General features: G+C 65.9%; 30 protein-coding genes. 1 reads left to right on the top strand and 29 read right to left on the bottom strand.

The genetic code is table 11. The annotated features are described in order from the left end of the window. Positions 1–268: 268 nt before the first annotated feature. Positions 269–769: a hypothetical protein gene (locus tag IEY36_RS22150; RefSeq protein WP_188970958.1), complete on the top strand. Its 501-nt coding sequence runs from the start codon at positions 269–271 to the stop codon at positions 767–769. 41 nt (positions 770–810) lie between these two features. On the opposite strand, the gene IEY36_RS22145 is transcribed toward IEY36_RS22150, so the two are convergent. The 29 genes from IEY36_RS22145 to IEY36_RS22005 form a co-directional block, all read right to left on the bottom strand. Beyond that, complete coding sequence (locus tag IEY36_RS22145) at positions 811–3,786, bottom strand: Ig-like domain-containing protein (RefSeq protein WP_188970956.1); 2,976 nt, start codon at positions 3,784–3,786, stop codon at positions 811–813. Positions 3,787–3,980: 194 nt separating this feature from the next. Next, a complete protein-coding gene (rplQ, locus tag IEY36_RS22140; protein WP_188970954.1) occupies positions 3,981–4,403 on the bottom strand; it encodes a 50S ribosomal protein L17 in 423 nt (140 codons plus the stop codon). Positions 4,404–4,430: 27 nt separating this feature from the next. Beyond that, complete coding sequence (locus IEY36_RS22135) at positions 4,431–5,447, bottom strand: DNA-directed RNA polymerase subunit alpha (protein WP_188971344.1); 1,017 nt, start codon at positions 5,445–5,447, stop codon at positions 4,431–4,433. A 99-nt stretch (positions 5,448–5,546) separates the two neighbouring features. Then, positions 5,547–5,951, bottom strand: coding sequence for a 30S ribosomal protein S11 (gene rpsK, locus IEY36_RS22130; protein ID WP_137127401.1), 405 nt, complete (start codon positions 5,949–5,951; stop codon positions 5,547–5,549). A 1-nt stretch (position 5,952) separates the two neighbouring features. Further along, complete coding sequence (rpsM, locus tag IEY36_RS22125) at positions 5,953–6,330, bottom strand: 30S ribosomal protein S13 (protein WP_188970952.1); 378 nt, start codon at positions 6,328–6,330, stop codon at positions 5,953–5,955. 148 nt (positions 6,331–6,478) lie between these two features. Continuing rightward, positions 6,479–7,132: an adenylate kinase gene (locus IEY36_RS22120; RefSeq protein WP_188970950.1), complete on the bottom strand. Its 654-nt coding sequence runs from the start codon at positions 7,130–7,132 to the stop codon at positions 6,479–6,481. A gap of 16 nt (positions 7,133–7,148) precedes the next feature. Continuing rightward, on the bottom strand, positions 7,149–8,507 hold the full coding sequence (secY, locus tag IEY36_RS22115; protein WP_188970948.1) for a preprotein translocase subunit SecY: 1,359 nt from the start codon (positions 8,505–8,507) through the stop codon (positions 7,149–7,151). A gap of 153 nt (positions 8,508–8,660) precedes the next feature. Further along, on the bottom strand, positions 8,661–9,149 hold the full coding sequence (gene rplO, locus IEY36_RS22110; protein ID WP_188970946.1) for a 50S ribosomal protein L15: 489 nt from the start codon (positions 9,147–9,149) through the stop codon (positions 8,661–8,663). 4 nt (positions 9,150–9,153) lie between these two features. Beyond that, positions 9,154–9,342 (bottom strand): 50S ribosomal protein L30, encoded by a 189-nt coding sequence (gene rpmD, locus IEY36_RS22105; RefSeq protein ID WP_188970945.1) that lies wholly within the window; start codon positions 9,340–9,342, stop codon positions 9,154–9,156. After that, on the bottom strand, positions 9,335–9,967 hold the full coding sequence (gene rpsE, locus IEY36_RS22100) for a 30S ribosomal protein S5 (protein ID WP_188970944.1): 633 nt from the start codon (positions 9,965–9,967) through the stop codon (positions 9,335–9,337). The genes rpmD and rpsE overlap by 8 nt, the downstream gene beginning before the upstream one ends. Before the next feature lie 11 nt (positions 9,968–9,978). Next, on the bottom strand, positions 9,979–10,341 hold the full coding sequence (rplR, locus tag IEY36_RS22095) for a 50S ribosomal protein L18 (RefSeq protein WP_188970943.1): 363 nt from the start codon (positions 10,339–10,341) through the stop codon (positions 9,979–9,981). Then, positions 10,341–10,874 (bottom strand): 50S ribosomal protein L6, encoded by a 534-nt coding sequence (gene rplF, locus IEY36_RS22090; RefSeq protein WP_188970942.1) that lies wholly within the window; start codon positions 10,872–10,874, stop codon positions 10,341–10,343. The genes rplR and rplF overlap by 1 nt, the downstream gene beginning before the upstream one ends. Positions 10,875–10,888: 14 nt before the next feature. Next, entirely contained in the window at positions 10,889–11,287 is a 399-nt protein-coding gene (rpsH, locus tag IEY36_RS22085; RefSeq protein WP_188970941.1) for a 30S ribosomal protein S8, read from the bottom strand. 13 nt (positions 11,288–11,300) lie between these two features. Beyond that, positions 11,301–11,606 (bottom strand): 30S ribosomal protein S14, encoded by a 306-nt coding sequence (gene rpsN, locus IEY36_RS22080; protein ID WP_188970940.1) that lies wholly within the window; start codon positions 11,604–11,606, stop codon positions 11,301–11,303. A gap of 54 nt (positions 11,607–11,660) precedes the next feature. Further along, positions 11,661–12,221: a 50S ribosomal protein L5 gene (rplE, locus tag IEY36_RS22075; protein WP_188970934.1), complete on the bottom strand. Its 561-nt coding sequence runs from the start codon at positions 12,219–12,221 to the stop codon at positions 11,661–11,663. Continuing rightward, positions 12,218–12,538, bottom strand: a complete 321-nt coding sequence (rplX, locus tag IEY36_RS22070; RefSeq protein WP_188970933.1) for a 50S ribosomal protein L24 — start codon at positions 12,536–12,538, stop codon at positions 12,218–12,220. The genes rplE and rplX overlap by 4 nt, the downstream gene beginning before the upstream one ends. 2 nt (positions 12,539–12,540) lie before the next feature. Next, entirely contained in the window at positions 12,541–12,909 is a 369-nt protein-coding gene (gene rplN, locus IEY36_RS22065; RefSeq protein WP_188970932.1) for a 50S ribosomal protein L14, read from the bottom strand. A gap of 3 nt (positions 12,910–12,912) precedes the next feature. Beyond that, positions 12,913–13,191, bottom strand: coding sequence for a 30S ribosomal protein S17 (rpsQ, locus tag IEY36_RS22060; RefSeq protein WP_188970931.1), 279 nt, complete (start codon positions 13,189–13,191; stop codon positions 12,913–12,915). Between the two features lie 16 nt (positions 13,192–13,207). Further along, positions 13,208–13,423: a 50S ribosomal protein L29 gene (rpmC, locus tag IEY36_RS22055; protein WP_188970930.1), complete on the bottom strand. Its 216-nt coding sequence runs from the start codon at positions 13,421–13,423 to the stop codon at positions 13,208–13,210. A 2-nt stretch (positions 13,424–13,425) separates the two neighbouring features. Next, positions 13,426–13,845, bottom strand: a complete 420-nt coding sequence (gene rplP / locus IEY36_RS22050; protein ID WP_188970929.1) for a 50S ribosomal protein L16 — start codon at positions 13,843–13,845, stop codon at positions 13,426–13,428. Between the two features lie 12 nt (positions 13,846–13,857). Continuing rightward, positions 13,858–14,535 (bottom strand): 30S ribosomal protein S3, encoded by a 678-nt coding sequence (gene rpsC / locus IEY36_RS22045; protein WP_188970928.1) that lies wholly within the window; start codon positions 14,533–14,535, stop codon positions 13,858–13,860. 1 nt (position 14,536) lies between these two features. Continuing rightward, positions 14,537–14,938 (bottom strand): 50S ribosomal protein L22, encoded by a 402-nt coding sequence (gene rplV / locus IEY36_RS22040; RefSeq protein ID WP_188970927.1) that lies wholly within the window; start codon positions 14,936–14,938, stop codon positions 14,537–14,539. Between the two features lie 4 nt (positions 14,939–14,942). After that, positions 14,943–15,221 carry a 30S ribosomal protein S19 gene (gene rpsS / locus IEY36_RS22035; protein WP_188970925.1) on the bottom strand — a complete coding sequence of 93 codons (279 nt, stop codon included), beginning with the start codon at positions 15,219–15,221 and terminating at the stop codon, positions 14,943–14,945. Between the two features lie 5 nt (positions 15,222–15,226). Then, on the bottom strand, positions 15,227–16,063 hold the full coding sequence (rplB, locus tag IEY36_RS22030; protein WP_188970923.1) for a 50S ribosomal protein L2: 837 nt from the start codon (positions 16,061–16,063) through the stop codon (positions 15,227–15,229). Between the two features lie 3 nt (positions 16,064–16,066). Next, a complete protein-coding gene (locus tag IEY36_RS22025; protein ID WP_456307056.1) occupies positions 16,067–16,363 on the bottom strand; it encodes a 50S ribosomal protein L23 in 297 nt (98 codons plus the stop codon). Positions 16,364–16,389: 26 nt separating this feature from the next. Continuing rightward, positions 16,390–17,010: a 50S ribosomal protein L4 gene (gene rplD, locus IEY36_RS22020; RefSeq protein WP_188970919.1), complete on the bottom strand. Its 621-nt coding sequence runs from the start codon at positions 17,008–17,010 to the stop codon at positions 16,390–16,392. Between the two features lie 11 nt (positions 17,011–17,021). Continuing rightward, positions 17,022–17,708, bottom strand: coding sequence for a 50S ribosomal protein L3 (rplC, locus tag IEY36_RS22015; RefSeq protein WP_188970917.1), 687 nt, complete (start codon positions 17,706–17,708; stop codon positions 17,022–17,024). A gap of 20 nt (positions 17,709–17,728) precedes the next feature. After that, the gene (rpsJ, locus tag IEY36_RS22010) at positions 17,729–18,037 is read right to left on the bottom strand and encodes a 30S ribosomal protein S10 (RefSeq protein WP_137127378.1); all 309 of its coding nucleotides are present in this window, start codon (positions 18,035–18,037) and stop codon (positions 17,729–17,731) included. A 28-nt stretch (positions 18,038–18,065) separates the two neighbouring features. Next, on the bottom strand, positions 18,066–18,145 hold an 80-nt coding region (locus tag IEY36_RS22005; RefSeq protein ID WP_188971342.1), incomplete at its 5' end, for an EF-Tu C-terminal domain-related protein.

The following is an 18,145-nucleotide window of genomic DNA, read 5'->3' as shown; positions in this document are numbered from 1 at the left end:
CGTCCCGGGTCCGTGCCCCGCGGCCGGGGCGCCGGCGCAAGGTTGGCGCGCCGCCGGCACCGGCTACAAGCCCATTGCAGCCGCGCGGCCTGCCGAGGGAGCACGCCCAGCCCCGGGGGCGCACGCCTCCGGTCGCCCGCCGCGCCACCCTCCCCGGCGCCGCCCTGCCGCCCGCTGCCCCTGCGCTGGCCCAGCCCGGACCCGGCCGGCTGGGCGGCGTGCTGTCGGCGCTGGCGGCCGCGGCCGTGCTGGGGCACATGATGCAGTCGTGACCATGCATCGGACGACCTTGCGGGGGCAGATCGCCGCCCGCACCCGCAACCCTGGCCGGCGGCGGCAGCGGTGGCGTTGCGCCTTGGCGTTGATGGCCCTGCTGGCCGGCCCGGCGGCCGCACAGGACGACATCGTGAGCGTGGTCGGCCAGCCCGTCCTGGCGTTGGCGCAGCGGCCGGAACTGACCACCGGGCTGCGCTTCAACAGCGGGGGGCATCGCAGCGCGCTGGCCGCCCGGCTGCGCGACCCCGGCCCGCCGGTCGCGCTGGTGGCGGAGCGCTTCCTGCAGGGCTGGGCCTGCCGCCCGTCAGGCTGCCGCGATGGCGGCGTCTTCCTTGCCTATGATCGAAGTGATGAGCGCATCTACCTGATGCTGACGGATTACGGCGCTGTGCGCCTGTCGGTGCCGCCCGATCCGCGCGGATGGCCGGAGGAATTGCGTGCCGGGGTGCACGACTTCGTCCCAGCGCTGGCGGCGGCGATGGGCACGCGCTGAGCGGTCCCCGATCGGCCGGTCGGCCGATCGGGGGAAGCGCGTCAGACGAAGGCGATCTGCTCGATGGTGCCGCTGAAATTGTACAGCGTCGCGCTGGTGCCATCATCGAAATTCAGCACCGTGTCGAGGAGGCCGTCGCTGTCGACCATCAGTTGCTCGATCGAGCCGACGGTCAGGCCGCCGTCAAGGCGGATCCAGTCCCGCGCCGTGAAGTCGAGCACGATGTCGTCGCCGCCGGCCGGGCCGAAGGCGAAGATGTCGCGCCCGGTGCCGCCTTCCAGCGTGTCGCTGCCGGCACCACCATGCAGTATGTCCCAACCGGCCTGGCCAAGCAGCAGGTCGTCACCCTCGCCACCTTCGAGAGTGTCCAAGCCGCCGCCGCCCTCCAGCGTATCGGCGCCGGCATCGCCCTGCATGAGGTCGCCACCCTTGCCGCCGAGGAGCGTGTCCTGCCCCTCACCGCCCGCCAGCCAGTCGGCATCGTCGCCGCCGTCCAGCAGGTCACCGCCGGCACCGCCCGAGAGTGTGTCGAGGCCGACGCCTCCAAGCAGGACATCGTTGCCCTGATCGCCATCGAGACGATCCTGGCCGCCACCGCCGAAGAGCGCGTCCTGGCCGTCGCCGCCGAGCAGGACGTCACTGCCTTTCTGGCCCTCAAGCTGGTCATCGCCGCCACCACCAAGCAGCGTATCAAGGCCGTTGCCGCCGTCGATCGTGTCGTCGCCGAGGCCGCCCGACAGCGAGTCGGCGCTGTCGTAGCCGATGATGGTGTCGCCGCCGGCACCGCCGGCCAGCACATTGGCTTGGTTGTTGCCCTCGACGAGCATGCCTTCCGACGCCTTGGTGGTGAAGGTCCAGCTCGTATCGTCGAGGATCCCGGCGAAGGCGTTGCCGGTGATGCCGCCGGCGCCGCCTTCGGCCTGCACGGCGATGTCGTCGACCGCCCACCACCAATTGTTGCCCGCGTCGAACAGGCCGAAGCGGATGATGGCTTCGGTCGCCCCGGCCGGATTGTCGAGCGAGACGGTCACGCTCTCATTCGTCGCATCGGACTTGTAGTCGGCGGAGGAGGCATCCGAATCGAACAGCATCACGCGCGACCAAGTAACGCCGCCGTCATAGGAAACGTCGACGGCCGCCTTCTGGGTGCCTTCGGCCCGCCAGCTGGAGTCGAAGGTCACCGTCGCCGTGCGGGCCTCGACGCCGGCGAGCGAGATATTCGGCGTCTTGATATAGGCGTTGAACAGATTCGAGCCGACATCGGCCGCGCCGTCGTCATACTCGTCTGCGTCGGCCACCAGCACGGCGCCCGAGGCATTGGTGAAGTCGGCACGACCCTGGTTGCCCGTGCTGGTGGCCCAGGAATTCTTGTCCAGCACCGTCCAGCCGAAGAATTCCAACGGCCCGCCGGTCGGTGTCGTGGTGTTGTCCTTGGTCCAGCCCTCGGGCGCCTCGGTCGTGAAGTCGGTGCCGTCGCCGCCACCTTCGGTGGGGCTGACGAAGGGGCCGAGCTCGACCTTCTCGAAATCCTCGGTAAACAGCGTGATGCGCGTCGAGGTGTCGCGCAGCGCACCGTCATCGACCTGCACATAATATTCGACACCGGCTTCCAGCGTGCCGGCGAGGTCGATGGTGACCGTCTTGCCGTCAATGGTGACCGCGTCCGAGGTGACCGCGACGGATTCGAAGACGGAGCCATCGGCGACGCGACGCACGACGATGTTGCCCTCGCCGGCGACCACGGCTTCGTTGAAGCTGATGGTGAGATCGGCATCGACCGGGACCGCCGCAGCATCGTCGGCCGGCGTCGTCCCCACCACCTCGGGCGCGGCCAGATCGGCCTCGGTTGCGAAGTTCCAGGCGGTCGGATCGCTGATGCCGAAGAAACCGTTGCTGCCGTCGGTGAAGGCGCCCTCGTCGATCAGCACGTAATACGAGGTCTCGGCGGCGAGCGCCTGCGGCAGGTTGATCGTCACCGTGTCCCCGGCGACGCTGACCGCGCCGGCGGTCACATCGATGGTGGCGACGACGCTGTTGTCCTTGGCGTTGTGGATGGTGATCGTGCCCATGCCGAGTTCCACCGCCTCGTTGAAGCGGAAGGACAGGGCGGTGTCGACACCGACGCGTGCCTCGTCATCGGCCGGCGTGATGAAGGCCTCGATCTGCGGCGGCAGCGGGTCGGCGGCGCCTTCGAGCACCGAGCCGCTCTGCAGCCCATCTGAGCCCACGGTGAAGGAGATGTTGAGGAAATCGAGGATCGTCGCGACCACCGAGGTCGCCGGCACGCCATCGGCGAGGGTCGCCAGTTCCTCATTCGCGGCAATGAAGGTCCGCCGCTCGCTGTCGGTCTGGTTGCCGTGGCCGGAGCCGGTGTTCGGATCGCGGCCATGGTCGGTGGAGACAACGACCAGCCAATCCTCCTCGGGATTGGCCGCCTCGCGGGCATCGACCGCGGCCAGGATCTCGGCCAATTGTTGCGACACGGTGTTGATCGCGGCCGCGTAGGCGTCGCCAAAACCCGAATTGTGGCCGGCGCCGTCAACGTCATCGAGTTGCAGGAACATGAAGTCGGGCGCGACGGTGTCGATCATGTTGACCGCCGCATCGGTCACGGTTTGGTCGGAGAGGCCACTCAGCGCGTAGTCGATGATGCCGGACTCCACCTCGGCGGAGAAATGCCCGGTGTTGATGTCGTCCCAATGGACGATCGAGGCGATCGTCGCATCCGGGATTGCCGCATCGACCAGTTCAAAGACGCTGTCGACCTCGCCGTTGATCGCCGCGCCATTGTTGCTGGTGACGCCATGCTGGTCCGTCCAGACGCCGGTCAACAGGGTGGACCAGCCTGGTCCGCTCGAGGTTGCCTGTTCGGAATCCGTGCCTTCCTCCCCGCCGGTATAGCTCTCGACGATATCGAGGCTGTTCAGCGCCTCGGCGCCCCCTTTGAGGCCTTGCAGCAGCAGCTGTTCCAGCTGGAGCCCATCTATCCCGACAAATACGACGTGTTGTTCAGACATTCACCGCTCTCTCGCGCCATGGGGGCACCCGATGGGTGCCGGCGCAACGGGAAGTACCGTTCAGAAAAGTCAGCCCCTTCGCAGAGTGGCTAAGATTCCATGAAGAAATATCAATATGATGGTCAGCTCGGCACGAAAAAGGGCGGCTGGTTGCCCAGCCGCCCTTCTGTCCGTTGCCACGCCGGAGGCGTGGATCAGGCCTCAGCTGCCTCCTCGGCCACTTCCTGCTTCGGGCCGCTGTCGAGGCCCTTGGCGGCAACGTTGCGGTCCACAAGTTCGATCACCGCCATGGTCGCGGCATCGCCGTACCGCACGCCGGCGCGCAGCACGCGGCAATAACCGCCCGCACGACCCTTGTAGCGGTCGGCGATCTCGGTGAAGAGCTTCGCCACCACCTTCTCGTCGCGGATCTGCGCCATCGCCTGACGGCGGGCATGCAGGCCGCCGCGCTTGCCGAGCGTGATGATGCGCTCGACATACGGGCGCAGCTCCTTCGCCTTGGGCAGCGTGGTGGTGATCTGCTCGTGCTTCAGCAGCGAGGTCGCCATGTTGCGGAACATGGCGAGGCGGTGGGACGAGGTGACATTGAGCTTACGCCCAGCCATTCCGTGACGCATGGTGGTTTATCCTTAACCGGGCAGCCCTTAGAAGGGCTCCTCGACCTTCTTCGCGAGTTCCTCGATGTTCTCGGGCGGCCAACCGGTGACGGTCATGCCGAGGCCCAGGCCCATCGAAGCGAGGACTTCCTTGATCTCGTTCAGCGACTTGCGCCCGAAATTCGGGGTGCGGAGCATTTCCTGCTCGGTCTTCTGAACCAGGTCGCCGATATAGACGATGTTGTCGTTCTTCAGGCAGTTCGCGCTGCGAACCGACAGTTCCAGCTCGTCCACCTTGCGGAGGAGGTTGCGGTTGAACGGCAGGTCGTCGCGGATCTCTTCCTCGACGCGCGCGCGCGGCTCGTCGAAGTTGATCAGGATCTGCAGCTGTTCCTGCAGGATGCGGGCGGCGACGCCCACCGCATCCTCGGGGGCGAGCGTGCCGTCCGTCTCGACCGTCAGGATCAGCTTGTCGAAATCGGTGCGCTGGCCGACACGGGTCGGTTCCACGCGATACGCCACGCGGCGCACCGGGGAATAGATCGCATCGACCGGGATCAGGCCGATCGGCGCATCCTCGGGCCGGTTCTCGGCCGCCGGGACGTAACCCTTGCCGATATCGACCGTCAGTTCCATCACGAGCTTCGCCCCGTCATCGAGCGTGCACAGCACGAGCTCGGGGTTCGCGATCTCGATGTCGCCGGTGGTCTGGATCTGGCCGGCAGTGACTTCGCCAGGGCCGGTCGCGGTCAGAGCTAGCCGCTTCGGGCCATCGCCCTGCATGCGGATGGCCAGCTGCTTCACGTTCAGGACGATGTCCGTCACGTCTTCGCGCACGCCCTGGATGCTGCTGAATTCATGCAGCACGCCGTCGATGCGGATGGCGGTGACGGACGCACCCTGCAGCGACGACAGCAGCACGCGACGCAGCGCGTTGCCCAGCGTCATGCCGAAACCGCGCTCCAGCGGCTCCAGCACGACGGTCGCCGTGCGCAGCGGGTCCGCCCCCATTTCGACGGACTTCTGCGTCTCGATCAGCGAACGCCAATTCCTCTCGAGCACGATCACTCTCTCCTTCAGGCCATGCCGCCGTACAGCGTCGGGCCGCGTTCAACCGCGACCCGGGTGGCGCGTCCTCAGACATGCCACCCTAGTAGCGCGTCCTCAGACGCGACGACGCTTGCGCGGCCGGCAGCCGTTATGCGGGATGGGCGTCACGTCCTTGATGGCGGTGACGTAGAAGCCGACCGCCTGAAGGGCGCGCAGCGCCGATTCACGACCCGAACCGGGGCCGGACACCATGATTTCCAGCGTTTCCATGCCGTGTTCGCGGGCCTTGCGGCCAGCGTCCTCGGCCGCGACCTGCGCGGCATACGGCGTGGACTTGCGGCTGCCCTTGAAGCCCTGCGACCCGGAGGACGACCAAGCAATCGCGTTGCCCTGGGCGTCCGTGATGGTCACGATGGTGTTATTGAAGGACGCCAGCACATGGGCAACGCCCGAGCTGATGTTCTTCCGTTCCTTGCGCTTGACCGGGCCACGGGCGCCGGCGCGGGGTTCGCGGGCCATACTACTTCGTCACCTTCTTCTTGCCGGCGATCGCCACGGCCTTGCCCTTGCGGGTGCGGGCGTTCGTGTGGGTGCGCTGGCCGCGGGTCGGCAGACCCTTGCGGTGACGCAGGCCACGGTAGCAGCCGAGATCCATCAGCCGCTTGATATTCATCGCCTGTTCACGCCGGAGGTCGCCCTCGACGCGGTAGTCACGATCAATCATCTCGCGGATGCGAAGGACTTCGTCATCCGTCAGCTGGTTAACACGGCGGTCGTCGGGGATACCGAGCTTGCCGCAGATATCCTTCGCATTCGACGGCCCGATGCCGAAGATGTAGCGAAGCGAAATGAGCACCCGCTTGTTGGTCGGGATGTTCACGCCGGCGATGCGCGCCACAGTGCCTCTCCTGGGGCCATGCCCCGAAAACCGCCGCTTGAGGCAAGAAGCCCCTTCGGCGCAGTGAACCAGTCGTGCAACGAAAATCGGCGGCCAGAGTAACCCCCGTCCGCGGGAGGGGGCGATCTAGCCTCGGCCGCCTGTTCCGTCAACCCCTAGCGGACAGGATGACGCCGATCTGTCGGGCCACCTCGTCCATGGACGCCATCCCATCGACCCCGCGCAGCTTTCCCTGCGCGGCGTAATAGGGCAGCAGCGGTGCCGTCTGGCGGTGGTAGGCCTCGAGCCTCGCTGCCACCGTCTCGGCCTTGTCGTCGGCGCGACGGGTGAATTGCGTCCCGCCGCAGACATCACATACACCGGCCTTGGCGGTCGGCTTGAAGGTATCGTGGTAGCCCGCCCCGCAGGTGGCGCAGGTGAAGCGCCCCGCGATGCGGTCGACCAGGGCCGAGTCGTCGACCTTCAGCTCGATCACATGGTCGAGCTGTAGCCCCTTCTCGGCGAGCATGCGGTCGAGGGCGGCGGCCTGCGGCTCGGTGCGCGGGAAGCCATCCAGGATGAACCCCTTGGCACAGTCGGGGCGCGAGACGCGGTCCGCCAGCATGGCGGTGATCACCGCGTCGGGCACGAGCTCGCCCCGTTCCATGATCGCCTTGGCGGTCAGGCCGATCTCGCTGCCAGACTTGACCTCGGCGCGCAGCATGTCCCCGGTCGAGATCTGGGCGATCCCAAATTGGTCCTCCAGGCGCTTGGCCTGCGTCCCCTTCCCCGCTCCCGGCGGGCCCAGAAGGATCAGGTTCATTCGTACTTCCCCTCGCTCAGCGCGGCCGAGGCGAACCGCGCCCGCCCAGCCTGGCCTTCTTGATCAGGCCTTCGTACTGGTGGGCGAAGAGATGCGACTGCACCTGCGCCACCGTGTCCATGGTGACAGAGACGATGATCAACAGGGAAGTGCCTCCGAAATAAAATGGCACGCCATACTGGCTGATCAGGATCTCGGGGATGATGCAGACGATGACCAGATAAATGGCGCCGATCACCGTCAGCCTGGTCAGCACCCGGTCCAGATAGTCCGCGGTGTTCTGCCCCGGGCGGATGCCGGGCACGAAACCGCCATACTTCTTCAGGTTGTCCGCCGTCTCGGTAGGGTTGAACACCACGGCGGTGTAGAAGAAGGCGAAGAACACGATCAGCGCCATGTAGAGCACCATGTAGAGTGGTCGCCCATGGGCCATCATGCCGGTGATCGTCTGCAGCCAGCCTTCCTGCGTCGGATCGGTCGAGAAGCCGGCAATCGTCGCCGGCAGCAGCAGCAGCGAGGAGGCGAAGATCGGCGGGATGACACCCGCGGTGTTCAGCTTCAGCGGCAGATGGGTTGCCTCGCCGCTGAACATACGATTGCCAACCTGGCGCTTCGGGTATTGCACCGGGATGCGCCGCTGGGCGCGCTCGATGAACACCACAAAGGCGATCACGCCGAGCGCCACCAGCAGGAAAAAGATGATGAAGATGGTTGACAGGGCACCGGTTCGGCCAAGTTCCAGCGTGCTGATCAGCGCCGAAGGCAGGTTAGCGACAATACCCGCGAAGATGATCAGGCTGATGCCGTTGCCGACGCCGCGCGCGGTGATCTGCTCGCCGAGCCACATCAGGAACATGGTGCCGCCGACCAGCGTGATGACGCAGGACAGGCGGAAGAACCAGCCGGGGTCATAGACGGCGGCGCCGAATTGCCCGCGCATCGACTCGAGCCCCACGGCAATGCCCCAGGCCTGGAACACCGCGATGATGACGGTCAGATAGCGGGTGTACTGGTTGAGCTTCTTGCGACCCGACTCGCCTTCCTTCTTCAGCGTTTCCCAGGCGGGAATCGCCGCGGTCATCAACTGCACGATGATCGAGGCGCTGATATAGGGCATGATGTTGAGCGCGAAGACGGTCATGCGCCCGAGCGCACCACCGGTGAACATGTCGAACATGCCCAGGATGCCCGACCCGTGCTGGGCCAGGATCTCCCCCATCACCGCGGCATCGACGCCGGGGACGGGGATATAGGTGCCGATGCGGACAACAATAAGCGCACCCAGGGTGAACCAGATGCGCTTCTTGAGTTCGGTCGCCTTGGCGAGCACCCCGAAGTTGAGGTTCGACATCGCCTGTTCAGCCGCCGACGCCATGCCTATCCTCCTGGAGACCGTTCGACCGCGGCAGGACGCCGGCGGCCGCGACTCGGTCCCTGCCTACAAGCGCACTGCGGCGCACAGGTTTCCCCGCGCGCCGCAGCGAAGACCGGACCCTGACCTAGCCATGCGGCCGGTCGGGCACAAGGGTCACTCGGACGCGGCTTCCGCCGGCGCGGCCGTGACCGTGACGGCACCACCCGCCGCCTCGATCGCCGCGATGGCGGCCGCCGAGGCACCGGAGACCGCAATGATCACCGCGCGCTTGATCTCTCCCTTCGCCAGCAGACGGACACCCGCATACTTGGCGGCGGAACGCACCAGGCCAGCCGCCTTGAGCGCCGCTTCGTCGATCGGCTGACCGGCCGGCAGGCGCCCGTCCTCGATCGCCGCATCCAGCGTACCGAGGTTCAGGATGGCGTAGTGAACGCGGAAGATGTTCACGAAGCCGCGCTTGGGCATGCGCCGATAGATCGGGAGCTGACCGCCCTCGAACCCATTCAGCGACACGCCGGTGCGGGCCTTCTGACCCTTCACGCCACGGCCCGAGGTCTTGCCCTTGCCGGAGCCGATGCCACGGCCGATGCGCTTGAACTTCGGGCGGGCGCCCTCGTTGTCGCGCAGTTCATTGAGCTTCATGTGATCAGCCCTCCACCTTGATGAGGTGGGCCACCTTGCGGATCATCCCACGCACGGCCGGGGTGTCTTCCAGCTCACGCGTGCGATGACGCTTGTTGAGGCCGAGACCGATGAGGGTCTCCTTCTGGCCCGGCTTGCGGCCGATCGGGGACCCAAGCTGGGTCACCGTCACGGTCTTCTTTTCGTCAGCCATTCGCGGCCTCCGTCGCCTCAGGGGCGTCCTTCTTCTGGCCGAGCATGTCGGCGACCTTCTTGCCACGACGCGCGGCAACCGCGCGCGGCGAGGTGCAGCGCGTCAGCGCCGCGAAAGTCGCCTTGACCATGTTGTGCGGGTTCGCGGAGCCGGTGCACTTGGCGACGACGTCGCCCATGCCCAGCGTCTCGAACACCGCACGCATCGGACCACCGGCGATGATGCCGGTACCGGCGGGCGCCGCGCGCAGGATGACGCGACCGGCACCGAACTCGCCGATCACATCGTGGTGCAGGGTCCGGCCTTCGCGCATCGGCACGCGGATCATCGTGCGCTTCGCACGTTCCGTCGCCTTGCGGATAGCCTCCGGCACTTCGCGGGCCTTACCCGCACCCCAGCCCACGCGACCCTTCTCGTCGCCGACCACGACCAGCGCGGCGAAGGAGAAGCGACGGCCACCCTTCACCACCTTGGCGACGCGGTTGATGGTGACGAGCTTGTCCTTCAGCTCATCGCCGTCCTGACGGTCCTGACGATTGCTGTTGTCGCCGTCACGACGGCGGCCCCGGCGCTCGCGACCACCATCGCCGCCACCCTCGCCGCCGGACCTCGGTGCATATGCCATTTGTCAGCCCCTCAGAACGACAGCCCGCCCTCGCGGGCGCCGTCCGCGAGCGCCTTGACGCGCCCATGATACAGGTAGGGACCACGGTCGAAGACGACTTCCGTCACCCCGGCCGCAATCGCCCGCTCAGCGACCAGCTTGCCGACGGCCGCCGCGGCGTCCTTGTCGGCGCCGGTCTTCATTCCCTCGCGCATCGACTTCTCGATCGACGAAGCGGCGGCGAGCGTACGCCCCTGCTTGTCGTCGATGATCTGCGCGTAGATGTGCTTGCCCGAGCGGAACACCGACAGGCGCACGCGCCCGCCGGATTTCTGCCGGAGCTGGAAGCGGAGGCGACGCCGGCGGCGTGCCTCGAGGTCGAGCTTGCTGGCCATTACTTCTTCTTACCCTCCTTCCGGAGGATGGTCTCGTTCGCGTATTTGACGCCCTTGCCCTTGTAGGGCTCGGGGCCACGATAGGCGCGGATCTCGGCCGCCACCTGACCAACCTGGCGCTTGTCGGAGCCTTCCACCTTCACGGCGGTCGGCCTCTCGCAGGTGATCTTGATCCCGGCAGGGATCGGGTAGCGGATCTCATGGCTGTAGCCGAGGTTCAGCACCAGATCAGAGCCCTGCACCGCGGCGCGGTAGCCGGTGCCATTGATCTCCATGGCCTTCACGAAGCCAGTGGAGACACCCGTCACCATCGAGTTGATTAGGCTGCGCGTCGTCCCCCACATGGTCCGCGAGCGGCGGTCCGTGCGGCGGGGAGAGACGGCAACCTCGGTCGGCTTGATCTCGACATCCACGTCATCCGTGAGGTCGAGCGTCAGCTCACCGAGCTTGCCCTTGGCAGTCAGCGTGCGGCCAGCCAGCGCGAGCGTAACGCCCGCGGGAACCGGCACAGGATATTTCCCAACGCGAGACATCTGTTCAGCCCCCGTCAGAACACGCGGCAGAGGACTTCGCCGCCAACATTGGCGGCGCGGGCCTCATTTTCGCTCATCACGCCGCGCGGCGTGGAGAGGATCGACGTGCCGAGCCCGTTATAGAACTTCGGCAGCTCCGCGATCTTCGAATAGACGCGCCGGCCAGGCTTGGAGACGCGCATGATCTCCTTGATGGCGGGCTCGCCTTCCGAATACTTCAGCTCGATATCGATGAACCGCAGCCCAGGGCGCAGTTCTTCGGTGCGCCAGGCGCGGATGTAACCCTCGCGCTTCAGCACTTCGAGCACGTTCTCGCGCAGCTTGGACGCTGGCGCCTTGCAGCGCGACTGGCGCGCCGACTGGGCGTTGCGAATGCGGGTGAGCATGTCACCCAACGGATCGGACATGGACATGGCCGGTCCTTCCTTACCAGCTCGCCTTGACCACACCGGGGATCTGGCCCTTCGAGGCCAATTCCCGCAGCTGGTTACGGCAGAGCTTGAACTTGCGGTAATTCCCGCGGGGGCGCCCGGTGATCTCACAACGCAGGCGGACGCGGTTCTTCGCGCCGTTGCGGGGAAACTGTGCGAGCTTCAGCGTCGCTTCGAAGCGCTCCTCCACCGGAAGTTCGCGATCCATGATCACGGACTTCAGGGCGGCGCGCTTCGGCGCGTGAAGCTTCGACAGCTTCTCACGACGCTTGTTCTTCTCGACAGACGAGGTCTTGGCCATGCCGTCTAGGTCCTCCGGAACCTGCCGGGGCTGCCCCCGGCGGTTTTCCAAAAATCAGTTCTGGAAGGGAAGTTGGAAGGCCTTCAACAGGGCCTTCGCTTCCTTATCGGTCTTCGCCGTGGTGACGAAAACAATGTCCATGCCGCGGATCGCGTCGACCTTGTCGTAGCTGATCTCGGGGAACACGATCTGCTCCTTGAGGCCAAGGGAGAAATTCCCCCGCCCGTCGAAGCCCTTGTTCCCCGGCAGCCCACGGAAGTCACGCAGGCGAGGCAGTGCGATCGTCACGAGCCGGTCAAGGAACTCGTACATGCGCTGCTGGCGGAGCGTCACCTTCGTGCCGATCGCCATGCCTTCGCGGATCTTGAAGCCCGCGATGGCCTTCTTCGCCTTGGTCTTCACCGGCTTCTGGCCCGAGATCATCGTCAGCTCGGCGACAGCGGCGTCGAGCTTCTTCTGGTCGCCGGCGGCTTCGCCGACGCCCATGTTGATGACGATCTTCGTCAGCTTCGGCACTTCCATCGGGTTCTTGTACCCGAATTCCGAAGAGAGGGCCTTGCGCACCTCCTCCTCGTAGAAGCGGCGTAGCCGCGGCTGTTCCTTCACGTCGCTCATGCGTCGAGCACCTCGCCGGAGGCCTTCGCCACCCGGACCTTCTTGCCGTCCTCGAGCACCTTGAACCCGACCCGGGTCGGCTTGCCCGACTTCGGATCCAGCAGAGCGAGATTGGAGAGGTCGATCGACGCCTCCTTCTCGATGATGCCGCCGGGGCGGCCCATGCCTTGCGGCTTCTGGTGCTTCTTGGCCAGGTTGATGCCCTGCACGAAGGCGCGGCCATCGGCGGGGACAACCCGGATCACTTCACCCTGGCGACCCTTGTCCTTGCCCGTGAGGACCTGGACGCGATCACCCTTACGGATCTTCGCTGCCATGATTACAGCACCTCCGGAGCCAGGGAGATGATCTTCATGAACTTCTTGGCACGCAGCTCACGGACCACCGGCCCGAAGATGCGCGTGCCGATCGGCTCATTCTGCTTGTTGATCAGCACCGCCGCATTGCGGTCGAAGCGGATCACGGTGCCGTCGGCGCGGCGGACGGGGTAGGAGGTCCGCACGATCACCGCGCGTTCCACCGTCCCCTTCTTCACCTTGCCGCGCGGAATCGCTTCCTTGACGGAGACGACGATGATGTCGCCCACGCCCGCGGTCTTGCGCTTTGAGCCGCCCAGCACCTTGATGCACTGGACGCGACGGGCGCCGGAATTGTCCGCAACCTCGAGGTTGGATTCGACCTGGATCATGGATCAGGCCTCCGCCGAACCAAGGAAGGCCGGACGGTCGAGCGAGGCGCCATTGCGCTCGATCACGACCCAGGACTTCGACTTGGAGATCGGACGGCATTCCTCGATCTGCACCACGTCGCCTTCCTTGCACAGGTTGGCATCGTCATGCGCAGCGTACTTCTTCGAGCGCCGGATGAACTTCTTGTAGAGCGGATGCATCACGCGACGCTCGACCAGGACCGTGATGGTCTTGTCCGTCTTGTCGCTGGTGACCCGCCCGGTGAGGACGCGCTTCGGCATGGCCGCTGGTCTCCTCTCAGGCCTGAGGTGCGGAAGCGCGCGCACGCTCCCCGATGATGGTCTTCACCCGCGCGATGTCGCGACGGACCTGCTTGATACGCGAAAGCGCCTCAAGCTGGCCGGTCGCGCGCTGGAAACGCAGGTTGAACTGCTCCTTGCGCAGGTCGAGCAGCATGGTCGAAAGCTCATCCGCCGACTTCGCGCGGACATCGCCGATCTTTGTCGCAGCCATAATCAGGCCTCCGCACCCAGACGGGTGACGAACTTGGTCTTGATCGGCAGCTTCGCCGCACCGAGGCTGAGCGCTTCACGCGCCGTCTCGGCATTGACGCCGTCGATCTCGAACATGACACGGCCCGGCTTCACGCGAGCCACCCAATACTCGGGCGCCCCCTTGCCGGAACCCATGCGGACTTCCGCCGGCTTGGTCGAGACCGGCACATCCGGGAAAATGCGGATCCACACACGGCCCTGACGCTTCATCGCGCGAGTGATCGCGCGACGGGCGGCCTCGATCTGGCGCGCGGTCACGCGCTCCGGCTCGAGGGCCTTCAGGCCGAACCCGCCGAAGGACAGCGTGAAGCCGCCCTTCGCCAGGCCGTGAATGCGGCCCTTATGGGCCTTACGAAACTTTGTGCGCTTAGGCTGCAGCATTGTCCTTCACCTTCAGCGCTGAGGCGCCTGTTCCGCGGCGCGCTTGTCCTGCGCCATCGGATCGTGCCCCATGATCTCGCCCTTGAAGATCCACACCTTCACACCGCAGGTGCCATAGGTGGTCTTCGCCGTCGCCACGCCGTAGTCGATATCGGCGCGGAGGGTATGCAGAGGCACGCGGCCTTCACGATACCATTCCATGCGCGCGATCTCGGCCCCGCCCAGGCGACCCGAGCAGTTGATACGAATGCCGCCGGCGCCGAGGCGCATGGCGGACTGCACCGCACGCTTCATCGCGCGGCGGAACGCCACGCGGCGCTCCAGCTGCTGCGCGATGTTCTCGGCGACCAGCGTCGAGTCGATCTCGGGCTTGCGGATCTCGACGATGTTCAGCGCCACTTCGGCACCGGCCATCTTCATGAGGTCCTTGCGCAGCACCTCGATGTCCGCGCCCTTCTTGCCGATCACGACGCCCGGACGGGCGGCGTGGATCGTCACGCGGGGCTTCTTCGCCGGACGCTCGATCACGATGCGGGAGACGCCGGCGCCCTTCAGGCGCTTCAGCAGCTTCTCACGCAGCTTGAAGTCTTCGTGCAGCAGCTTCGCGTAGTCATGACCGGCGTACCACCGGCTGTCCCACGTGCGGTTGATGCCGAGGCGAAGCCCGATCGGATTGACTTTATGGCCCATATTACGCGGCCTCCTGCTCGGTGGTGGCAGCCAGCTGCTGTTCGGCCACCACGATCTTGAGGTGGCTGAACCACTTCTCGATGCGGGAAGAACGGCCGCGGCCACGCGCATGGAAACGCTTCATCACCGAAGCGCGGCCAACCTCGGCCAGCTGCACGACCAAGCGGTCGACATCGAGGCTGTGGTTGTTCTCGGCGTTGGCGATGGCGGATTCCAGCGTCTTCTTCACCGTCACGGCGATGCGACGCTTGCTGAAGGTCAGCTCGGCCACCGCGTCCTGCGCGCGCTTGCCACGGATCATGCCGGCGACAAGGTTCAGCTTGCGCGGGGAGACGCGGATGTTCCACGTCACCGCCTGGGCTTCGGTCTCCGCCAGCAGGCGGGGGTGCTTCGGCTTGCTCATCGGATCAGCCCCGCTTCGCCTTCTTGTCGGCCGCGTGACCGGTGAAGGTGCGCGTCGGCGAGAATTCGCCGAACTTGTGGCCGACCATGTTCTCGGTGACCTGCACCGGCAAGAACTTCTTGCCGTTGTAGACACCGAAAACCAGGCCGACGAACTGCGGCAGGATCGTGCTGCGACGCGACCAGATCTTGATGATCTCGTTGCGCGTCGAAGCGCGAGCGGCTTCCGCCTTGTTCAGCAGGTAGCCGTCGACAAACGGCCCCTTCCATACGCTGCGCGACATTGTCGTCAGCCCTTCGTCGCGTTGCGGCGGCGGACAATGAAGCCGTCGGACCGCTTGTTGTTACGGGTCTTCGCACCCTTCGTGGGCTTGCCCCACGGGGTGACCGGATGCCGGCCACCCGAGGTACGGCCTTCACCACCGCCATGCGGATGGTCAACCGGATTCATCACCACGCCGCGGTTATGCGGCATGCGCCCCAGCCACCGGCTGCGACCGGCCTTGCCGAGCTGCTGGTTGCTGTTGTCGGGGTTCGACACCGCACCGATCGAGGCCATGCACTCGGACCGGATCAGGCGCAGCTCGCCCGACTGCAGCTTCACCTGCGCGTAGCCACCATCCTTGCCGACCAGCTGGGCGAAGGTGCCCGCCGAGCGCGCCAGCTTGCCACCCGCACCGGGCTTCAGCTCGATGTTGTGGATGATGGTGCCCACCGGGATCGCCGCCATCGGCATCGCGTTGCCCGGCTTGATGTCGGCCTTCTCGGCCGAGATCACAGTGTCGCCCACCTTCAGGCGCTGCGGCGCCAGGATATAGGCAAGCTCGCCATCCTGGTACTTCACCAGCGCGATGAAGGCCGTGCGGTTCGGATCGTATTCCAGCCGCTCGACGAGGGCCGGCACGCCGAACTTCGTGCGACGCTTGAAATCCACCAAGCGATAGGCGCGCTTATGTCCGCCACCACGGAAGCGGACGGTGATGCGGCCGTGCTGGTTGCGCCCGCCCGAGGAATGCTTCCCTTCGGTCAGACCCTTGACCGGCGCGCCCTTCCACAGCTCGGAACGATCGATGAGGATCGTGCCGCGCAGCGAGGGCGTGACCGGGTTGAAATTCTTCAACGCCATGACTTACGCGAGCCCCGTCGTGAGGTCGATGCTCTGGCCTTCGGCCAGGCGCACCATCGCCTTCTTCCAATCCGAACGGCGGCCCGGAAAGTTCTTGAACCGCTTGGTCTTGCCCTTGACCACGATCGTGTTGACCGCGAGGACCGTGACACCGAACAGACCTTCGACAGCCGCCTTGATCTGCGGCTTCGTCGCGTCCGTCGCCACCTTGAAGGTGACCTGGCCGCGCTCGCTGTTCAGCGTCGCCTTCTCCGTCACCAGCGGCGACAGGATGGTCTGGTACATGCGTTCCCGGCCGATCACCGGGCGCTTCTGCTTCGCGTCGCTCATGCCAGCCGCTCCTTCAGCGCTTCGACGCCGGCGCGGGTGACCGCGAGCACGTCGTGCTTGAGGATGTCATAGACATTCGCGCCCATGGTCGGCAGCACCTGCACCTTCGGCAGGTTGCGCACCACGCGGGCGAAATGCTCATCCGCCGCGGCATCGACCACCAGCGCGCTGTTCCAGCCCAGCGCCTTCAGCTTCGCGGCCATCTGGCCGGTCTTGGCATCAGCGCCGAGCGTCGCGGTGTCGAGCACCACGAGCTTGCCCTCGGCCGCCTTCTGGCTGAGCGCGGAGATGAGCCCGAGACGGCGCACCTTCTTGTTCAGGCTGTAGCCATGATCGCGCACGACCGGGCCGTGCACGACGCCGCCCTTGCGGTACTGCGGTGCGCGCAGCGAACCCTGGCGGGCGTTGCCCGTACCCTTCTGGCGATAGGGCTTCTTCGTGGTCCCGGAGACCTCGCCCATGCCCTTCGCCTTGTGGGTGCCGGCGCGGCGCTTGGCGAGCTGCCAGTGCACGACGCGCGCCATGATGTCGGCGCGCGGGGCGGCGCCGAACAGCGCCTCCGGCAGCTCGATCTCGCCGGCGGCGGCGTTGTCGAGAGTGATGACGTTGATCTGCATCTCTACGCCCCTCAAGCCGCGGCCGTCGGGAAGGGAGCGTCAGCGTGACGCGCGCGCTTCTCAGCGTCGCGGATCATCACATAGCCGCCCTTCGAACCGGGCACCGCGCCCTTGATCAGCAGCAGACCCTTCTCCGCGTCGACGAGCGCCACTTCCAGATTCTGGGTGGTCACACGCTCGACACCGAGATGGCCGGCCATCTTCTTGTTCTTGAAGGTCTTGCCCGGATCCTGACGGTTGCCGGTCGAACCATGCGAACGATGGCTGACGGACACGCCGTGGGAGGCTTCAAGACCCGCGAAGTTCCAGCGCTTCATCGCACCCGCGAAGCCCTTGCCGACCGTCACGCCGGTGACGTCGACCTTCTGGCCCTTCACGAAATGCGCGGAAGACAGAACGGTGCCGGGCTCGAGCACCGCATCGGCGCCCACCCGGAACTCGACCACCTTCTTCGGCGCTTCGACGCCGGCCTTCGCGAAGTGACCCTTGTTCGCCTTGGAGACGTTCTTGGGCTTCGCATCGCCGATGCCGAGCTGGACGGCGTCATAGCCGTCCTTCTCCGGGGTGCGCTTGGCCACCACGCGGACATTGTCCACATGGAGCAGCGTCACGGGAACGGTCGAACCGTCCTCATTGAACAGCCGGGACATACCCAGCTTTTTCGCGATCAGGCCCGTACGGCCCGTTTTCGCGGCCATGGCTCTATTTCCCTCTGGCCTTAGATCTTGATTTCGACGTCCACGCCCGCGGCGAGGTCGAGCTTCATCAGCGCGTCCACGGTCTGCGGGGTGGGGTCAACGATGTCGAGAAGACGACGATGAGTCCGAATCTCGAACTGCTCGCGCGACTTCTTGTCGACATGCGGAGAGCGGTTCACGGTGAAACGCTCGATATGCGTCGGCAGAGGGATCGGGCCCCGCACGCGCGCACCGGTCCGCTTCGCGGTGTTGACGATCTCCCGCGTGCTGCCATCGAGCACGCGGTGATCGAACGCCTTGAGGCGGATACGGATGTTCTGGTTGTCCATGGATTGGGACCCGAATTCCTGCCGTTACTTACTTCGTGATCGACGCGACGACGCCGGCGCCGACGGTGCGGCCACCTTCGCGGATGGCGAAGCGCAGCCCTTCATCCA

The organism is Neoroseomonas lacus, assembly GCF_014644535.1.
GTDB classification, from domain to species: domain Bacteria; phylum Pseudomonadota; class Alphaproteobacteria; order Acetobacterales; family Acetobacteraceae; genus Neoroseomonas; species Neoroseomonas lacus.
Note: the sequence above shows the minus strand (reverse complement) of the source record. Positions and strands in the feature narration are given on the sequence as shown.